This is a genomic window from Streptomyces sp. ICC1, from assembly GCF_003287935.1.
GTDB classification, from domain to species: Bacteria; Actinomycetota; Actinomycetes; order Streptomycetales; family Streptomycetaceae; genus Streptomyces; species Streptomyces tritrimontium.
Map to the genome: position 1 here is coordinate 6,274,521 of NZ_CP030287.1, position 14,669 is coordinate 6,289,189.

Genomic DNA, 14,669 nt, shown 5'->3' on the forward strand with positions numbered 1-14,669 from the left:
GCAGCCTATCCGGTCGCCACCACAGCCTTTGCCCGCAGCGGCAGTTCGCGCGAGGAACGGCCCGCGAACACCTCGCGGCGGCCCGATCCCACCACCCACGCGTGGCGCCCCGGGTCCCAGGACGACAGCGTGCGCGCGTCGATGTCCAGGGAGACCCGGCGCGCCTCGCCGGGCGCGAGGGTGAGCCGCCGGTAGCCGGCCAGCGCCCGCACCGGCTGGTCCAGTTTCAGGTCCGGGGACGGGCCCACGTAGACCTGGGCCACCTCGGTGCCCTTGCGGCGCCCGGTGTTGCGGGTTCTCACGGCCCAGCAGACTTCGTAAGGACCCCCCACCATGTCCGGATCCCGCATCACCTTCCTCGAGGGCCAGGCCGGCCAGGGCGCAGCCCTCGCCCGGATCGCCGACCGCGTCCGCACCCAGCTCGCCTCCCCGGAGCTCGCCGGGCTGCGCGCCGCCGAACGCCCCCTCTTCACCGGCATCGGCGCCTCGTACGCCGCCCCCGCCGTCCCCGTACAGCAGCTGCGCGAGGCCGGGATCGTCACCCAGCGCGTGCTGTCCAGCGAGATCGAGACCGGCACCGCCGGCTTCGACACCGACTGCCTGATCGCCGTCTCCCAGGGCGGCCGCAGCTCCGAGACCATCGCCGCCTTCGAGTGCGCCGCCCCCGGCATCACCAGGACCGCGCTGCTCAACGTCGTCCCGTCGCCGCTCGGCGACCTCGCCGACCTCACCGTGGACCTCGGCAACGAGCCCGACTCGTACGCCTCGACCACCGGCTACACCGGGACCGTCGTGGCCCTCGACCTGATCGCCGGCGCCATCGCCGGCCGCGCGGGTGACCCGTGGGGCGACATCGCGGAGCAGACCACCGCGATCCACCGGCAGGCCACCGAGATCGTGGCGGGTCTGCGCGAGCGCGGCGCCCGCTGCATCGCCTCCGACGGCGTGGCCGCCGGCGCCTCCCGGGCCTCCGCCGAGGAGGGCGCGCTGCTGCTGCGCGAGGTGGTGCGGATGACCGCGGCCGCCTCGGCGACCCGCAACTACCTGCACGGCGAGATGGAGTCGGCGGGCAACACCCTGCACCTCGTCTACGGCGACGGCCGCGAGATCGAGCTGGCCCGCTCGCTGGCCGGCGCCGGCCACCTCACGCTGCTGATCACGGCCGCCGAGGTGGAGCCGGCGGACAGCCTGTCGGTCGTCCGGCTGCCCGAGGTCGCGGACGCGGTCCGCGTGGTCCTGGAAACGGTGGTCCTGCAGGAACTGGTCGCCCAGCTCAGTGCCGAGCGGGACGTCCCGATCGAGTCCTTCGTCTTCGCCAACGACGACACCAAGCAGGGCGGACTCGACATGTCCGACTTCGAGGTCGCGGCCTTCACCCAGGCCTAGTGCTGTGACCGGAAAGGTCCACCGGATCGCGGCGCCTGAGATCATCGGGCCATGGACTGCTTCGTGACGGCCCCCGCGGCCCTGCCCGACGACGGATGCGGGGCCTGAGGTGGAGGACGTACTGCGGCAGTTGCGCTCCGTCGGACCGTTCTTCACCGTGGCGTACGGGAAGGAGCCGCCCGGGCCCGGCTTCCGGCCGCTCGGCGAGCTGTACGGGGAGCGGCTCGGGGCCTACGTGGGCGAGGTGGGGCGGCGGATCGGCAGCGGGCCGGGCCGGGTGGCCGCCTCCACCGCGCAGTTCGGGATCGCCTCGAGGCTCTGGTCGCTCGCGCTCGGCTGCGCCGTCCTGGCCGGACGGGTGCCCGACCTCGGACCGGACCGCGTGTGGTGGCGGCTGCCCGGTGCGGGATCGCTGGAGCTGTGGCTCCCCGAGCCGGCCGGGCTGCCGGAGGAGGACCCGGCGCCGGCCCTGGCGCAGAGCGTGCTCGGGAACCTCGGAGTACTGGACGCGGCGCTGCGCGAGCGGTTCGGCGTCTCGCCGCGGGTGCTGCGCGGCAACGCCGCCTCCGGGCTGGTCGGCGCCGTCCGGGTGCTCACCGACCGGGTGCCCGGGGAGGCGGCGGCGTCCCTCGCGGCCGTACTGCTCGGCGCCGGGGGGCCGCTCGCCGGAACCGGCACCTACCTCCACGAACCGGGCCTCGGGGTGGCCTTCGTACGCCGCAGCTGCTGCCTGTACTACAAGGTGCCCGGCGGCGGCCTGTGCGGGGACTGCGTACTGCGGACCAGGTAGCGGTGCGGCCGTTCGGAGCACCGGAGGGTGTGGCGGACGGAGGCTCGCCCGGACGCGCTCCTACGTTCCGTGCAATAACCCAAGCTCAAGCCGAAACGCCCGCCCGTACCCCGCGGCCCGGCCCGCGGGACGCCCGCGCCGAGGCGCGCGTCGAGGCCCGCGCCGCCGCCCCCGATCCCGCTCCGGGCTCGATGAAGCTCTTCGCCGACCCGGGCTTCAACTTCGCCGGGCTCCGCGCCCCCGGCCGCCGGCCGGCACGGCGGCGGGACCCCCTCGCAGACCCGCAGGTTCCGCTCGCTGCGCGCGGCGCAGTACTCCGGGCAGGCCCTGTTCTACGTCCTGGGCACCGACCGCCCCGGAGACGAGGAGGAGGTCTACCTCGAGGGCCGCCGCGCCTGGGACACATTCACCCGGCTCTGCTCCCCGGCCGCCGTCCGCGCGCAGCCCCGTACGGGAAGACCCGGCTGCCGGTCTGGTTCATGAGCCTCGACGTCACCGCCGTCGTCCCGAAGAACAAGGCCCCGACGCTCGTCCTGGACTACGACTTCGAGCAGTTCTACCCCGGCCAGCCCCGGCAGATGTACGACCTGCTCCGCTCGCCGCGCGAGTACGTGAAACTGACGGAGGCCACCGGGGCGCAGTTGCACTGCTCCCCGATGGCCCCGCAACAGCACTGCGACGTCGTCTTCGACTGGCTGGCCGATGTCCCGCACCGCTGAGTGCGAGGACCGACTCGGACTAGAAGGTCAGGTTCCAGGCGTCGATCTTGCCCGTGTCCTGGCTGGCGTTGTCGTTCACGCGGAGCTTCCAGACGCCGTTCGCGACCTCGGAGGAGGCGTTGACGGTGAAGCTCTTGATGATGTTGTCCGTGCTGCCGCCGGCCCGGTTGCTCAGGGTGTAGACCGTGCCGTCCGGGGCCACGAGGTCGACCTTGATGTCACCGGTGTAGGTGTGCTTGATGTCCACGCCCACCTTGAGGGTGGCCGGCGCGTTGCCGGTCACTCCGCTGACGGTGACGGGGCTCTCCACCGTGGTGTTGTCGGGGATCGCGACATCGGTGAGGTTCTCGAAGTACTTCCCGGGCGGCGGGGTGGCGCCGACCGCCTTCAGCGCGTCGACCTGACCCTCGCCGAAGAACCCGTTGTTGGCCGTCGTACCGGTGCAGCGGCCGTCCGACGGGCAGGCGACGTCGTTGGCCTGGGTGGCCAGCTTGTCGCGGATCTGCGCCGGGGTGATGCCCGGGTTGGCGCTGGCGATGAGCGCCGCGACGCCCGCGACGTGCGGGGAGGCCATCGACGTACCGCTCATGGAGCTGTACGTGCCGCCCGGCACGGTGGAGTAGACGTTGCTGCCCGGCGCCGCGACGTCGATGACGCCCTGGCCGAAGTTGGAGAACGAGGCCTTGGTGACACCGGTGCCGTTGGCCGCGACCGTGACCACGCCCGGGAGCTCGGTCGGGATGTCGAGGCAGGCGTTGGTGATGGTGCGGTTGGTCGGGGTGGAGTCGTTGGGGCTCGCGGAGTCGGTGGTCTTGTGGGCGAGGTCGTAGTCCTCGTTGCCCGCCGCGGCGACCTGGAGCGAGCCCTTGCTCTCCGCGTACTCCTGGGCGCGCTTGACGCCCTCGATGATGGCGGCCTGGTCGATGTTGTCCGGGCAGTTGAACTGCCACGGGTCCGTGTAATAGCTGTTGTTGGTCACCTTGAAGCCGTGGTCGCCGGACCAGACGAAGGCGCAGATGGTGTTCTCGGCGAAGAACATCGAGGTGCTGGGCTCGGCCACGCGGACCGAGGAGATCTTCACGCCCGGGGCCACGCCGACGACGCCCTTGCCGTTCTTGGCGGCGGCGACGGTGCCCGCGACGTGCGTTCCGTGGCTGCCCACGTCACGCCAGGCGCCGACCCGGGTGTCCGCCTTGCCGTAGGCGCAGGAGGCGGAGTCGGCCGCGTTGAAGTTCGGTGCCAGGTCCTGGTGCTGGTCGTCCACGCCGGTGTCCAGGATGCCGACCTTGACGGTGGCGGAGCCGGGGTTCACGGCCCAGGCCTGGTCGGCCTTGATCTGGCTCATGTCGACGCGTACGGGCTCTCCCGCGGCGGTCGAGGACTGCGCCGGGTTGGCGGGCAGCGCCGGGTTGTAGGCGTCGGCCGGGACGTCCGAGGTGCGCGTCGCGCCGACCTTCTGGACACCGCTGACCCCGCGCATGGTGGTCGCGAAGGTCGAGGAGGTCGAGTGGGCGACGATCACGCCGATGGAGTCGAAGTACGAGAAGACCGTGCCGCCGTTCGCCGTGACGGCGGAACGGACCGCCGAGCTGTCACCGGCGGCGGTGATCACCAGGTAGGCGCGGGTGCCGGCAGCCCAGGTCGCACTCTGGGAAGTCGGCGCCGCGGCCTGGGCCTTGGCGGGTGCGGAGGCGGCAGGGGTGCCGACCGGGGAGACGGGCGCGGTGCCGGCGAGCGCGGCAGGGGCTCCGAAGGCCAGCGCGCCGAGAGCGGCGGCCAGCACGAGGGTACGTCGAGGTCGGCTGGATATGTGGGGTATCAATGCGTCCTCCGAAGACGGCCCTGCGGTGCGGGTGGCACCTACCGGGCCGTACGAAACGAGTGGTGGACGCAAGATGTCAGACGCCTGCCCCGATATGGAAGTACCTTTTACCGCAGGACACTTCCTTGTCGCTTGGCTGGAAATCGACGCTGTATCGAGGTGTCGGGACCGGCCGGGCTGGGCACCGTGGGGGCGAACCCTGGCCGGCCGGTCCCTCCGGTCACAGCACTAGGCGGGTACGCCGTCCTTGGCGGCCTCCGGCTGGGCGGGGACCGCGGGGCTCTCGCCGTGGCCGTCGTCGGTGAGCGTGGTCTCGTCGAACGGCAGGCGGCCCGCGAGGACTTCGGTGGCCCGGGCCCGGTCGAACTCCTTCGTCCAGGTCCCGATCAGGACGGTCGCGATCGCGTTGCCCGCGAAGTTCGTGAGCGCCCGCGCCTCGCTCATGAACCGGTCGATGCCCACGATCAGGCCGACGCCGTCGACGAGTTCCGGCCGGTGGGACTGGAGTCCACCCGCGAGGGTGGCCAGTCCCGCGCCCGTCACCCCGGCCGCGCCCTTCGAGGCCACGATCATGAACAGCAGCAGGGAGACCTGCTCGCCGAGCGCGAGGGGTTTGCCCATCGCTTCTGCGACGAAGAGCGAGGACATCGTCAGGTAGATCGCGGTCCCGTCCAGGTTGAAGGAGTAGCCCGTCGGCACGGTGATGCCGACCACCGGGCGCGACACCCCCACGTGCTCCATCTTCGCGATCAGCCGGGGCAGCGCCGACTCGGAGGAGGAGGTGGAGAGGATCAGCAGGAACTCCCGGCCCAGGTAGCGCAGCAGGGCGAACACGCTGATCCCCGTACACACCCTGAGCAGCGTGCCGAGCACCACGAACACGAAGATCAGGCACGTCGTGTAGAAGCCGATCATGATGACCGCCAGCGACTTCAGCGCGTCCATGCCGGTCGCGCCGACCACCGCCGCGATCGCACCGAACGCGCCCACCGGCGCCACCCACATGATCATCGCGAGCACCCGGAACACCAGCTTCTGCACGTGCCCGATCCCGCGCAGCACCGGTTCGCCCGCCGCGCCCATCGCCTGGAGCGCGAACCCGCACAACAGCGCCACCAGCAGGGTCTGCAGCACCTCGCCCCCGGTGAAGGCCGACACCAGCGTCGTCGGGATGATCCCCAGCAGGAACTCGGGGGTGCTCTCCGCGCCGCCCGCCTTGGCCTGCGCCTCGCCCGCGTGCCGGGCCGCCTCGGTCAGGTGCAGTCCGCTGCCCGGCTCCAGCAGGTTGCCCACCAGCAGTCCGATGGCCAGCGCCACCGTGGACATCACCATGAAGTAGCCGAGCGCCAGTCCGCCCACGGCGCCGACCTTGGCGGCCTTGCGCACCGAACCGATGCCCAGCACGATCGTGCAGAAGATCACCGGCGAGATCATCATCTTGATGAGGTTGACGAACCCGGTGCCCAGCGGCTTGAGCTCCACGGCCGTGCCGGGCGCGGCGAAGCCGACGGCGATGCCGAGCAGCACCGCGGCGATCACCGCGATGTACAGATAGTGCGTCTTGTCGCGCCTCGCGGACACGCTGCCTCCTGGTGGTGCACGTCGCCTCCAGGTGGTGGAGGCGTCCCGGGAGACCATCGCCCGCCCTGTGACCCCGGTCACCCTTGCGTTCATTGAGTTCACGCCCGGGTGCACACTGAGCGCCATGTTCCGCTTCCCCCGGCCACCGCGCAGCCTCGCCGGCCAGCTCTTCGCCATGCAGGTGGTGCTGGTCGCCGTGGTCGTCGCCGGTTGCGCCGTCTTCGCGTACGCGACCGCCCGCGGCCAGGCCGAGGAAGCCGCCCGGCGCCAGGCCGGAGCGGTGGCCCGGGCGGTCGCGGACTCGCCTTCCGTACGGGAGGCGGTCCGGGGAGCCGTGCGGGGGAGCGGGGATCCCGGCGGGCCCTCCGGGGTCCTGCAGCCCTACGCGGAGCGGGTCCGGGTCGACGCGGGCGTGGACTTCGTGACGATCATGGCTCCGGACGGCAGGCGCTGGACCCACCCCGACCCGCGGCGCATCGGCGAGCCCTTCCTCGGCAACACCGCCCCCGCACTGCGCGGCGAGACCTTCGGCGAGACCTACACCGGCACCCTCGGCCCCTCCATCCGCGTGGTCACCCCGGTCACGGACGACGACGGCCGGGTCATCGGCATGGTCGCCGCGGGCATCACCGTCCGCGCGGTCAGCGCCCGGCTCGCCGCGCAGCTCTCCGCCCTCGCCTGGGTCGCCGGCGGGGCACTGGCCCTCGGCGGGGCGGGCACGTACGTGGTCAACGCCCGGCTGCGCCGCCACACCCACGGGATGAACGCCGGCGAGCTGAGCCGGATGTACGACTACCACCAGGCCGCCCTGCACGGGGTCCGCGAAGGCCTCCTGATGCTCGACGGGCAGCGCAGGATCACCCTCGTCAACGACGCCGGCCGCGAACTCCTGGGCCTGCGCGGGGAGATCAAGGGCACCGGCGTCGCCGACCTCGGCCTGCCCGCCCCGCTCACCGGGGCGCTGCTCGCCGACCGGCCCCGGGTGGACGAGGTGCACCTGACCGCCGACCGGGTGCTCGTGCTCAACAGTGCGCCCGTCGCCGGAGGCGGCCGCCGCGGCACCGTGGTGACCCTGCGCGACCACACCGAACTCCTGGCGCTGACCGGAGAGCTGGACCACGAACGCGGCTTCACCCAGGCGCTGCGCGCACAGGCCCACGAGGCGGCCAACCGGCTGCACACCGTGGTCTCCCTCATCGAACTCGGCCGCACCGGCGAGGCGGTGGACTTCGCCACCGCCGAACTGCGCCTCGCCCAGGCCCTGACCGACGAGGTGGTCACCGCGGTCGGCGAACCGGTGCTCGTGGCCCTGCTGCTCAGCAAGGCCGCCCAGGCGCACGAGCGCGGCATCGAGCTGGTCGTCACCCCGGACAGCGCCGCCATCGCCGCCGGGCCCGGCGGCCCGCCCGCCCGGGACCTCGTCACCCTCCTCGGCAACCTCGTCGACAACGCCGTGGACGCCCTCACCGGAGTCCCCGGCGCCCGCGTGGCCGTCACCGTCCGTCCGGACGGTCCCGACGGTCCCGGCGGGCGGGGCCTGCTGCTGCGCGTCGCCGACAACGGCCCCGGACTCCCCGAGGGCGCGGACGTGTTCCGCCGCGGCTGGTCCGGGAAGGGGGAGGGGCGGGGCCTGGGCCTGGCGCTGGTGCGGCAGGTGGCGCACCGCCACGGGGGCAGCGCGGACGCCGACCGGCTGCCGGACGGGGGCGCGCGGTTCACCGTACGGCTCCCGGCGCGCGGGGAGGCGGGCCGGTGAGCGCGCCCGAGGTGCGGGTCCTCGTGGTGGAGGACGATCCGGTCGCCGCCGACGCGCACGCGCTGTACGTCGGGCGGGTGCCCGGCTTCACCGCGGTCGCGGCCGTCCACTCGCTCGCCGGGGCGACCCGGGTCCTGGAGCGGACCAGGATCGACCTGCTGCTGCTCGACCTCACCCTGCCCGACGGTCACGGGTTGCGCTTCGCACGCGGTCTGCGGGCCGCCGGCCACCCGGCCGACGTGATCGTGGTGACCTCGGCGCGGGACCTGGGGGTCGTGCGCGAGAGCGTCTCGCTCGGGGTCGTGCAGTACGTGCTGAAGCCCTTCGCCTTCCCGACCCTGCGCGAACGGCTGCTGCGCTACGCCGAGTTCCGCGCGACGGCGGCGGGCGAGGCGGCCGGCCAGGACGACGTGGACCGGGCCATGGCGGCCCTGCGCGCACCCGGCCCGGCCGAGCTCCCCAAGGGGATCGGCGCGCCGACCCTGGACCGGGTCGCCGCGCTGCTGCGGGCCGCCCCGGAGGGACTGACCGCGGCCGGGGCGGCCGAGGCGGCCGGGATCTCCCGGATCACCGCCCGCAGGTACCTGGAGCACCTGGTGGACACGGGCCGTGCGGCCCGCGCCCCCCGGTACGGCCAGGTCGGCCGCCCCGAACTGCACTACCGCTGGCTGGCGGCTCCGGCCGGGACCGGGGCCGGCTCGGTGTCGAAGGTGTAGAACTTGCGGTGGTCCAGCATGTCCGCCGGCGTCACGTCGTTCCACGGCCGCATGGTGTCGTTCAGGTCCACGACGTTCGGGGTGCCGGCGGCGGGCAGGTACGGCGACTGCGGGTGCAGTGCCTGCCAGTCGGCCCACAGCTTGTCGACGAAGGCGTGGTGCATCCAGAACACCGGGTCGTTGGGGGAGACCCCGGTGCCCATCTGGCCGCCGACCCACACGTGCACCCGGTTGTGCAGGTTGGCCCCGCGCCACCCCTCCAGGTTGTTGCGGAACCCGCCCGAGGAGCTGTTCCAGGGCGCCGCGTCGTACACCGGCATCGCGAGGACGGCGTCCACCTCGGCCTTGGTGGGCAGCTGGGCGACGCCCGTGCCGAGCGCGCGCCGCAGGTAGGAGCGCCCGTCCACGCGGACGGCTATCTCCCACTTGCCCGTCGCGTAGGCGAAGGGCCCGTCGAGCACCTGTCCGTCGCGGGCCCGCCCGGTGCCGCCGAGGAAGTCGGCGGCCCAGAGCGAGGAGCGGGCGGTCCGGTCCGCCGTCCAGTCCCAGTAGGGCAGGGCCACGCCCGGATCCACTGCCTGCAGAGCCGCCTCGAACTCCAGCAGAAACCGGCGGTGCCAGGGCAGGAAGGAGGGGGAGCGGTGGCCGACCCGGTCGCCCGAGTCGGTGTCGGCCATGATGAAGCCGTTGTGGGTGGTGACGAAGCGGTCGTAGCGGCCGGTGCGCTTGAGTTCGAGGAGCGCGTTGGTGAAGGCCCTCTTCTCCTCGGTGGTGAGCGAGGCCTGGTTCTTGCGGATCGTCATCACATGCCGCCCATCGGGACGAGGGCGGCGCCCTGGAGTTCGCGCACGGCGGCGCGGGCGAGCGGCAGGACGTCGGAGAACGTCTCGTAGTGGTTGACCACGCTGATCCAGGTGCCGTCGGCGTTCCGCATCACGTGCAGTTCGCGGCCGTCTATGAGGACGGTCGGCAGGCCGGGGGAGTGGTGGCCGCCGTGGTGGCCGCCCCCGCCGGAGGCGGGGGTTATCCGGATGCGGCGGCCCTGGTAGACCTCGTCGACCTTGCCCGTGGGGGTGGCGGGTGCGGCGGAGCGGGAGCCGGTGACGGCCGCGTGCGCGGTGGCGCCGGCGAGGCCGAGGACGGTGAGCGCGCCGGCAGTTGTGCCTAAGGCCTGACGGCGAGTGATCTTGTTCATGGCCCGAGAGGTATCAGGGCGCGCGGAACACGGGATCACTATCCGGACATGCGCGGATAAGTTGCCGTATGAACTAGTTGGATGATCTTCCCGTCCGAACCGGCTCCAGTGGTCCGGACGGGAAGACCTATGTGAAAAACCTTAACCGACAGGAAATCTTTCGGTCGCATCGGGAGGGTATGGGAGGGGTCACACCGTCGAGTCGGCCGGAAGCCGCAGCGGGAACCGCTCGGATCCCCTACCTGAGTTCATGGCGGTCAATGACGGTCTGTCCATTAGAGTCCCGATATGGCCCTCCATGAGACGAAGGACGTACGCTCCCTCGACGCCGAGACGGACGTGTTCGCTTCCGCCCTCAGCGGCGAGATCCTCCCCAAGTACCGGATGCCCGACGACCACTCGCCCAGCGAGGTGGTCTACGAGCTCCTCCACAACGAGCTGCTCCTCGACGGCAACGCCGCCCAGAACCTCGCCACCTTCTGCACCACCTGGTCGGACGACGGGGTCCACCGGCTGATGAACGAGTGCCTCGACAAGAACATGATCGACAAGGACGAGTACCCGCAGACCGCCGAGATCGAGGCCCGCTGCGTCAACATCCTGGCCGACCTGTGGAACGCCCCGCCCGAAGCCACCGGGACCGGCTGCTCCACCACCGGCTCCAGCGAGGCCGCCATGCTCGGCGGCCTCGCCCTGAAGTGGCGCTGGCGCGAGCGCCGGCGGGCCGCCGGACTCCCCACGGACCGGCCCAACCTGGTGTGCGGACCCGTCCAGATCTGCTGGGACAAGTTCGCCCGCTACTTCGACGTCGAGCTCCGCCAGGTCCCCCTGGAGGAGGGCGCCACCGGACTGCGCCCCGAACAGCTCGCCGCCTACGTGGACGAGAACACCATCGGCGTCGTCGCCATCCTCGGCGTCACCTACACCTGCGTCTACGAGCCCGTCGCCGAGATCGCCGCCGAGCTGGACCGGATCCAGGCCGAGCACGGCTGGGACGTGCCCATCCACGTCGACGCCGCCAGCGGGGGCTTCGTCGCGCCCTTCCTCCACCCCGACGTGGTCTGGGACTTCCGGCTGCCGCGCGTGGCCTCCGTCAACACCTCCGGGCACAAGTACGGCCTCGCCCCGCTCGGCGTCGGCTGGATCGTCTGGCGCACCGCCGACCTGCTCCCGGCCGACCTCGTCTTCTCCGTGGACTACCTCGGCGGGGACATGCCCACCTTCGCCCTCAACTTCTCCCGCCCCGGCGGCGAGATCATCGCCCAGTACTACCTCTTCCTGCGCCTGGGCCGGGGCGGCTACCGCCGGGTCCAGCAGGCCTGCGCCGACACCGCCCAGTACCTGGCCCGCGAGATCGAGCAGGTCGGCCCCTTCACCCTGCTCTACGACGGCCGGGGCGCGCTGCCCGCCGTCTCCTACCGGCTCACCGACCCGGCCGGCGCCGGCTTCACCCTGTACGACCTCTCCGACCGGCTGCGCATGCGCGGCTGGCAGGTGCCCTCGTACCCGCTGCCGGCCGACCGGGGCGACACGGTCATCCAACGGGTCCTGATCCGCCACGGGGTGACGCGCGACCAGATCGCGCTGCTCGTCTCGGACCTGCGCCGCGCCGTGGAGCACCTGACCGCGACGCCGCCGCCCGTGCCGGCCACCGCGCCCCGGTCCGGCTTCCACCACTGACCCGGGTGCCGGCCCCGGCCCCGGCCCCGCGCGCGGCCGCGGCCGGGGCCGGCGCACGCGCACCGGCGGGCGCGGCGGCCCGCCCGGTCAGGCGGAGCCCGGCCAGCGCATCCCCAGCTCCGTGAGGGCGGCCGCCCGCTCCTCGCCGAGGGACGCGGCGCGGGAGCGCTGGTTGGCGATCCACGAGCCGAGCCGCAGCTCCCGGCCACCGACCCGCTCCACGTGCGTGCGCGGCACCCGCAGGTGCCGCTCGCGCGCGTGGAACTGCCGGGCCGCCTCCAGGTGGGCCGCCCACGCGGCTCCATGGCCGACGCGCTTCCTCGGCCGGTCCGCACCCTCGGCCGGGACCACCCCGAGCGTGTGCTCCAGCAGCCAGCGCTGGGTCCACGCGAGGCGTTCCCACGCGTGGCGCTGCCCGCGCAGCCACACCCCGAGGTCCTCGCCCTGGACGACGGCCTCCCCGGGACCCGACGGGAGCCGGCCGCCCGCGTCCAGGTGGACCCGGGTCAGGTGGAAGGCCCGCTGCCAGGAGATCGGCCAGGCCGGGCACCAGGACGCGTCGATGGCCTCCAAGGCCTCCCGGCGCTCCTCGGGCAGGGTGCCCGGCCCCTCCCGGCGTGCCGCCGCACGCTGGTTCTTGACCCACACCCCGACCGGGGCGCCGTGCCAGACGGCGTCCACCGGGGGCAGCAGGTGCCCGTGTTCGGCCGCCCAGCCGCCCGCCGCCGCGAGCCCCTCCTCGAAGGCCACGTCGAAGTGGCTCCACACCATGCCCAGCGCGTCGAGCTGCGCCGTCCGCTCCCTGCCCAGCGCCCCGCGCCGGTACGTGCGCCGCACGTCCGCGATCCACTGGCCGAGCGGGAACCGGGCGAGCCCGGGCGGCCACGGCTCGCCGCCCTCCCCGGCCTCCGCCCCCGCGGGGACCTTGAACACGAACGGCACCTTCAGGTCCCCGGCCCGGCCGGCGTAGATCCGGGCCGCCTCCACCCCCCGGCGCCAGTGTTCGTGCTCCGGGTGCAGCACCCGCAGCCGGATGAAGGCCGCCAGCAGCGCCGGGTCGCGCGGGGTGGAGAAGCTCAGCAGGGACTCCGCGCCGCTGCGCAGCCCGGAGCCGAGCGTCTGGCCCGCGGCTCCCCGCGCCCCGGGCCGGCTCGGCGCCTGCGGCTGCGCCAGGGACTCGACGAGCCGGGTGTCGTGCGCCCGCAGCGCCTCCAGCAGCCGCGCGAGGTCCCCGTACGCCCGTGAGGTCAGCATCGTCTCGGGGGACTCGCCCGGCCCCAGCAGCACCGGCACCACCAGGGAGGCGATCTTGCCCTCCCCGGGCCGGATGCGCAGCGCCCGGCCGACGGCCTGGACCAGATCGGGCATCGAGCCCCGTACGTCCGCCCAGTAGACCGAGTCGCACTCCTTGGTGTCCACGCCCTCGCCCAGCACCCGGACACTGCCGAGGAACGCCTTGTCCGCGACCCGGTCGTCCGCGAAGGCGCCCAGCACCCGCCGCCGGTGCGCCGCCGTGTGCTGCCCGCACAGCCAGTCCGCCCAGACGGTACGGGGGTACACCGGCCGCGGGTCCCAGCTCGTGGCGCGCAGCCGCGCGGCCACCGCCGGGAGCCCCGCCGCGAACGCCTCGGCCTCCTTGGTCAGGTGGTGGAAGACGAGCGTGCGCCGGAAGCCCTGCTCCACGGCCGCCTTGACCAGCGCCGTCTGCAGCGCGGCGAGCCGTACCCCGCGCACCGCGTCGGAGCGCCCGTCCGGGCCGAGCAGGACCGCCGCCTGGAAATCCGGATCGCTGACGTCCACGCAGACCACCCGGTACGGCGCGCAGATCCCCCGGTCGATGGCCTCCGCCAGGGTCAGGGTGTGGCAGCGCGCGCCGAAGGGGCCGTCGGCGTCGTCCTCCATCGAGGCCACGAGATCGCCGCGGCCGCGCGCCTTGTCCTCGTCCGCCTCCTCGCCGTCCTGCCAGACCCGGGGCGTGGCCGTCATGTACAGCCGGCGCACGGCCGGGATCCGGGTGTTGTCGTGCACCACCGCCCACGGCTTGCCGATCCGCCCGGACGTCCGGTGCGCCTCGTCGACGACGATCAGGTCCCAGCCCGGCAGCCCCTCCCGGTGCGCGCGCTCCACGGTGCCGAGGCCCAGGGAGGCGTACGTGGCGAACACCGTCACCCGGTCGAAGGACGGGCCCGCCCAGTCGGCGAGTTCGGCCGGATCCGTGGTGGTCGGCACCCCCGCGTCCTCGCCGCGCAGCGAGCACACGGCCAGGGCGCGCCCGGTCCGGCCGCCCTCGCGCCAGGCCGCCGCGGTCTGTACGAGCAGGTCGAGGGAGGGCACCAGTACGAGGACCCGGCCGGCCCGCAGTTCCTCGGCCGTGTGCACGGCCACCAGCGACTTGCCGGAGCCCGTCGCCATGATGACCTGGGTCCGCAGCCCCGTGTGCGGCACCCGGCGCCCGGCCGGCAGGTCGAGCGCCCGCACTGCGGCGTCGACGGCCTCGCGCTGGTGCGGACGGAGCTTCTGCCTGGCCACGCGCATCACCTCCCCCGTGATCTGCCCGTTCGCTTCCAGCACCTATCTTGCCCCGATTTTGAACCAGGTTGGGGAGATCGCGTACGTGGTGTGCGGACGGGCGGGGGAGCCTCGGCCCAGGTGCTACATCCGGGCTCCGAAGTTCTGCGTCCACCACGGTCCGCCGGGGCCCTGGTGGATGCCCACGCCGATGTCCTTGAAGGAGCAGTTGAGGATGTTCTCGCGGTGCCCCTGGCTCTTCATCCAGGAGTCCATGACCTGCGCCGGGGTCTGCTGGCCCTTGGCTATGTTCTCCCCGTAGGTGGACCAGCGGTATCCGGCGGCGGTCGTCCGCTTGCCCGGGTCGGCCCCGTCCGGGTTGGAGTGCGAGAAGAAGTTCCGCCGGGCCATGTCGTCGGAGTGGCCCTGCGCGGCCGCGCGCAGCTGCGGGTCGTCCTTGAGGGGGCCGCAGCCGGCCGCCGCGCGCTCGGAGTTGACCAGCGCGATGACCTGGGC

The 14,669-nt window shown here is 73.3% G+C and carries 13 protein-coding genes; 6 read left to right on the top strand and 7 right to left on the bottom strand.

Features of this window, described 5'->3' with window-relative positions; translation table 11 throughout:
* Positions 1-5: 5 nt before the first annotated feature.
* Entirely contained in the window at positions 6-302 is a 297-nt protein-coding gene (locus DRB96_RS45105; protein WP_239517775.1) for a fibronectin type III-like domain-contianing protein, read from the bottom strand.
* A 31-nt stretch (positions 303-333) separates the two neighbouring features.
* Here DRB96_RS45105 and DRB96_RS45110 point away from each other — a divergent pair, with 31 nt between their 5' ends.
* From DRB96_RS45110 to DRB96_RS45115, 3 genes are all read left to right on the top strand, one after another.
* Positions 334-1,386 carry an SIS domain-containing protein gene (locus tag DRB96_RS45110; protein ID WP_112451205.1) on the top strand — a complete coding sequence of 351 codons (1,053 nt, stop codon included), beginning with the start codon at positions 334-336 and terminating at the stop codon, positions 1,384-1,386.
* Positions 1,387-1,516: 130 nt separating this feature from the next.
* Positions 1,517-2,176 carry a (2Fe-2S)-binding protein gene (locus DRB96_RS29520; RefSeq protein WP_239516880.1) on the top strand — a complete coding sequence of 220 codons (660 nt, stop codon included), beginning with the start codon at positions 1,517-1,519 and terminating at the stop codon, positions 2,174-2,176.
* A gap of 479 nt (positions 2,177-2,655) precedes the next feature.
* Entirely contained in the window at positions 2,656-2,895 is a 240-nt protein-coding gene (locus tag DRB96_RS45115; RefSeq protein ID WP_239516375.1) for a hypothetical protein, read from the top strand.
* 19 nt (positions 2,896-2,914) lie between these two features.
* Here the strand turns inward: DRB96_RS45115 and DRB96_RS29530 are convergent, their stop codons facing one another.
* Both DRB96_RS29530 and DRB96_RS29535 read right to left on the bottom strand, forming a co-directional pair.
* Entirely contained in the window at positions 2,915-4,678 is a 1,764-nt protein-coding gene (locus DRB96_RS29530) for a S8 family serine peptidase (protein WP_112451207.1), read from the bottom strand.
* A gap of 267 nt (positions 4,679-4,945) precedes the next feature.
* A complete protein-coding gene (locus DRB96_RS29535; protein WP_239516879.1) occupies positions 4,946-6,355 on the bottom strand; it encodes a cation:dicarboxylase symporter family transporter in 1,410 nt (469 codons plus the stop codon).
* A gap of 67 nt (positions 6,356-6,422) precedes the next feature.
* On the opposite strand from DRB96_RS29535, the gene DRB96_RS29540 reads away from it, so the two are divergent.
* Both DRB96_RS29540 and DRB96_RS29545 read left to right on the top strand, forming a co-directional pair.
* A complete protein-coding gene (locus DRB96_RS29540) occupies positions 6,423-8,054 on the top strand; it encodes a sensor histidine kinase (protein ID WP_112451209.1) in 1,632 nt (543 codons plus the stop codon).
* On the top strand, positions 8,051-8,770 hold the full coding sequence (locus tag DRB96_RS29545; RefSeq protein WP_112451210.1) for a response regulator: 720 nt from the start codon (positions 8,051-8,053) through the stop codon (positions 8,768-8,770). The genes DRB96_RS29540 and DRB96_RS29545 overlap by 4 nt, the downstream gene beginning before the upstream one ends.
* Here the strand turns inward: DRB96_RS29545 and DRB96_RS29550 are convergent.
* Both DRB96_RS29550 and DRB96_RS29555 read right to left on the bottom strand, forming a co-directional pair.
* Positions 8,713-9,573, bottom strand: coding sequence for a tyrosinase family protein (locus tag DRB96_RS29550; protein ID WP_112451211.1), 861 nt, complete (start codon positions 9,571-9,573; stop codon positions 8,713-8,715). The genes DRB96_RS29545 and DRB96_RS29550 overlap by 58 nt on opposite strands.
* The gene (locus DRB96_RS29555; protein WP_112451212.1) at positions 9,573-9,965 is read right to left on the bottom strand and encodes a tyrosinase cofactor; all 393 of its coding nucleotides are present in this window, start codon (positions 9,963-9,965) and stop codon (positions 9,573-9,575) included. Before DRB96_RS29555 ends, DRB96_RS29550 begins: the two co-directional genes overlap by 1 nt.
* Positions 9,966-10,253: 288 nt before the next feature.
* On the opposite strand from DRB96_RS29555, the gene DRB96_RS29560 reads away from it, so the two are divergent.
* Entirely contained in the window at positions 10,254-11,645 is a 1,392-nt protein-coding gene (locus DRB96_RS29560; protein ID WP_112451213.1) for a glutamate decarboxylase, read from the top strand.
* 87 nt (positions 11,646-11,732) lie between these two features.
* Here the strand turns inward: DRB96_RS29560 and DRB96_RS29565 are convergent, their stop codons facing one another.
* Together DRB96_RS29565 and DRB96_RS29570 are read right to left on the bottom strand one after the other, a co-directional pair.
* Complete coding sequence (locus tag DRB96_RS29565) at positions 11,733-14,174, bottom strand: DEAD/DEAH box helicase (protein ID WP_239517776.1); 2,442 nt, start codon at positions 14,172-14,174, stop codon at positions 11,733-11,735.
* A gap of 123 nt (positions 14,175-14,297) precedes the next feature.
* The coding region (locus DRB96_RS29570) for a CAP domain-containing protein (protein WP_204357843.1) at positions 14,298-14,669 on the bottom strand (372 nt) is incomplete at its 5' end.

Excerpts from the sequence above, each read along its gene's own strand:
- DRB96_RS45110 (WP_112451205.1), top strand. The coding sequence starts at position 334 with ATGTCCGGATCCCGCATCACCTTCCTCGAGGGCCAGGCCGGCCAGGGC.
- DRB96_RS45115 (WP_239516375.1), top strand. The coding sequence starts at position 2,656 with ATGAGCCTCGACGTCACCGCCGTCGTCCCGAAGAACAAGGCCCCGACG.
- DRB96_RS29535 (WP_239516879.1), bottom strand. The coding sequence starts at position 6,355 with ATGGTCTCCCGGGACGCCTCCACCACCTGGAGGCGACGTGCACCACCA.
- DRB96_RS29540 (WP_112451209.1), top strand. The coding sequence starts at position 6,423 with ATGTTCCGCTTCCCCCGGCCACCGCGCAGCCTCGCCGGCCAGCTCTTC.
- DRB96_RS29550 (WP_112451211.1), bottom strand. The coding sequence starts at position 9,573 with ATGACGATCCGCAAGAACCAGGCCTCGCTCACCACCGAGGAGAAGAGG.
- DRB96_RS29555 (WP_112451212.1), bottom strand. The coding sequence starts at position 9,965 with ATGAACAAGATCACTCGCCGTCAGGCCTTAGGCACAACTGCCGGCGCG.
- DRB96_RS29560 (WP_112451213.1), top strand. The coding sequence starts at position 10,254 with ATGGCCCTCCATGAGACGAAGGACGTACGCTCCCTCGACGCCGAGACG.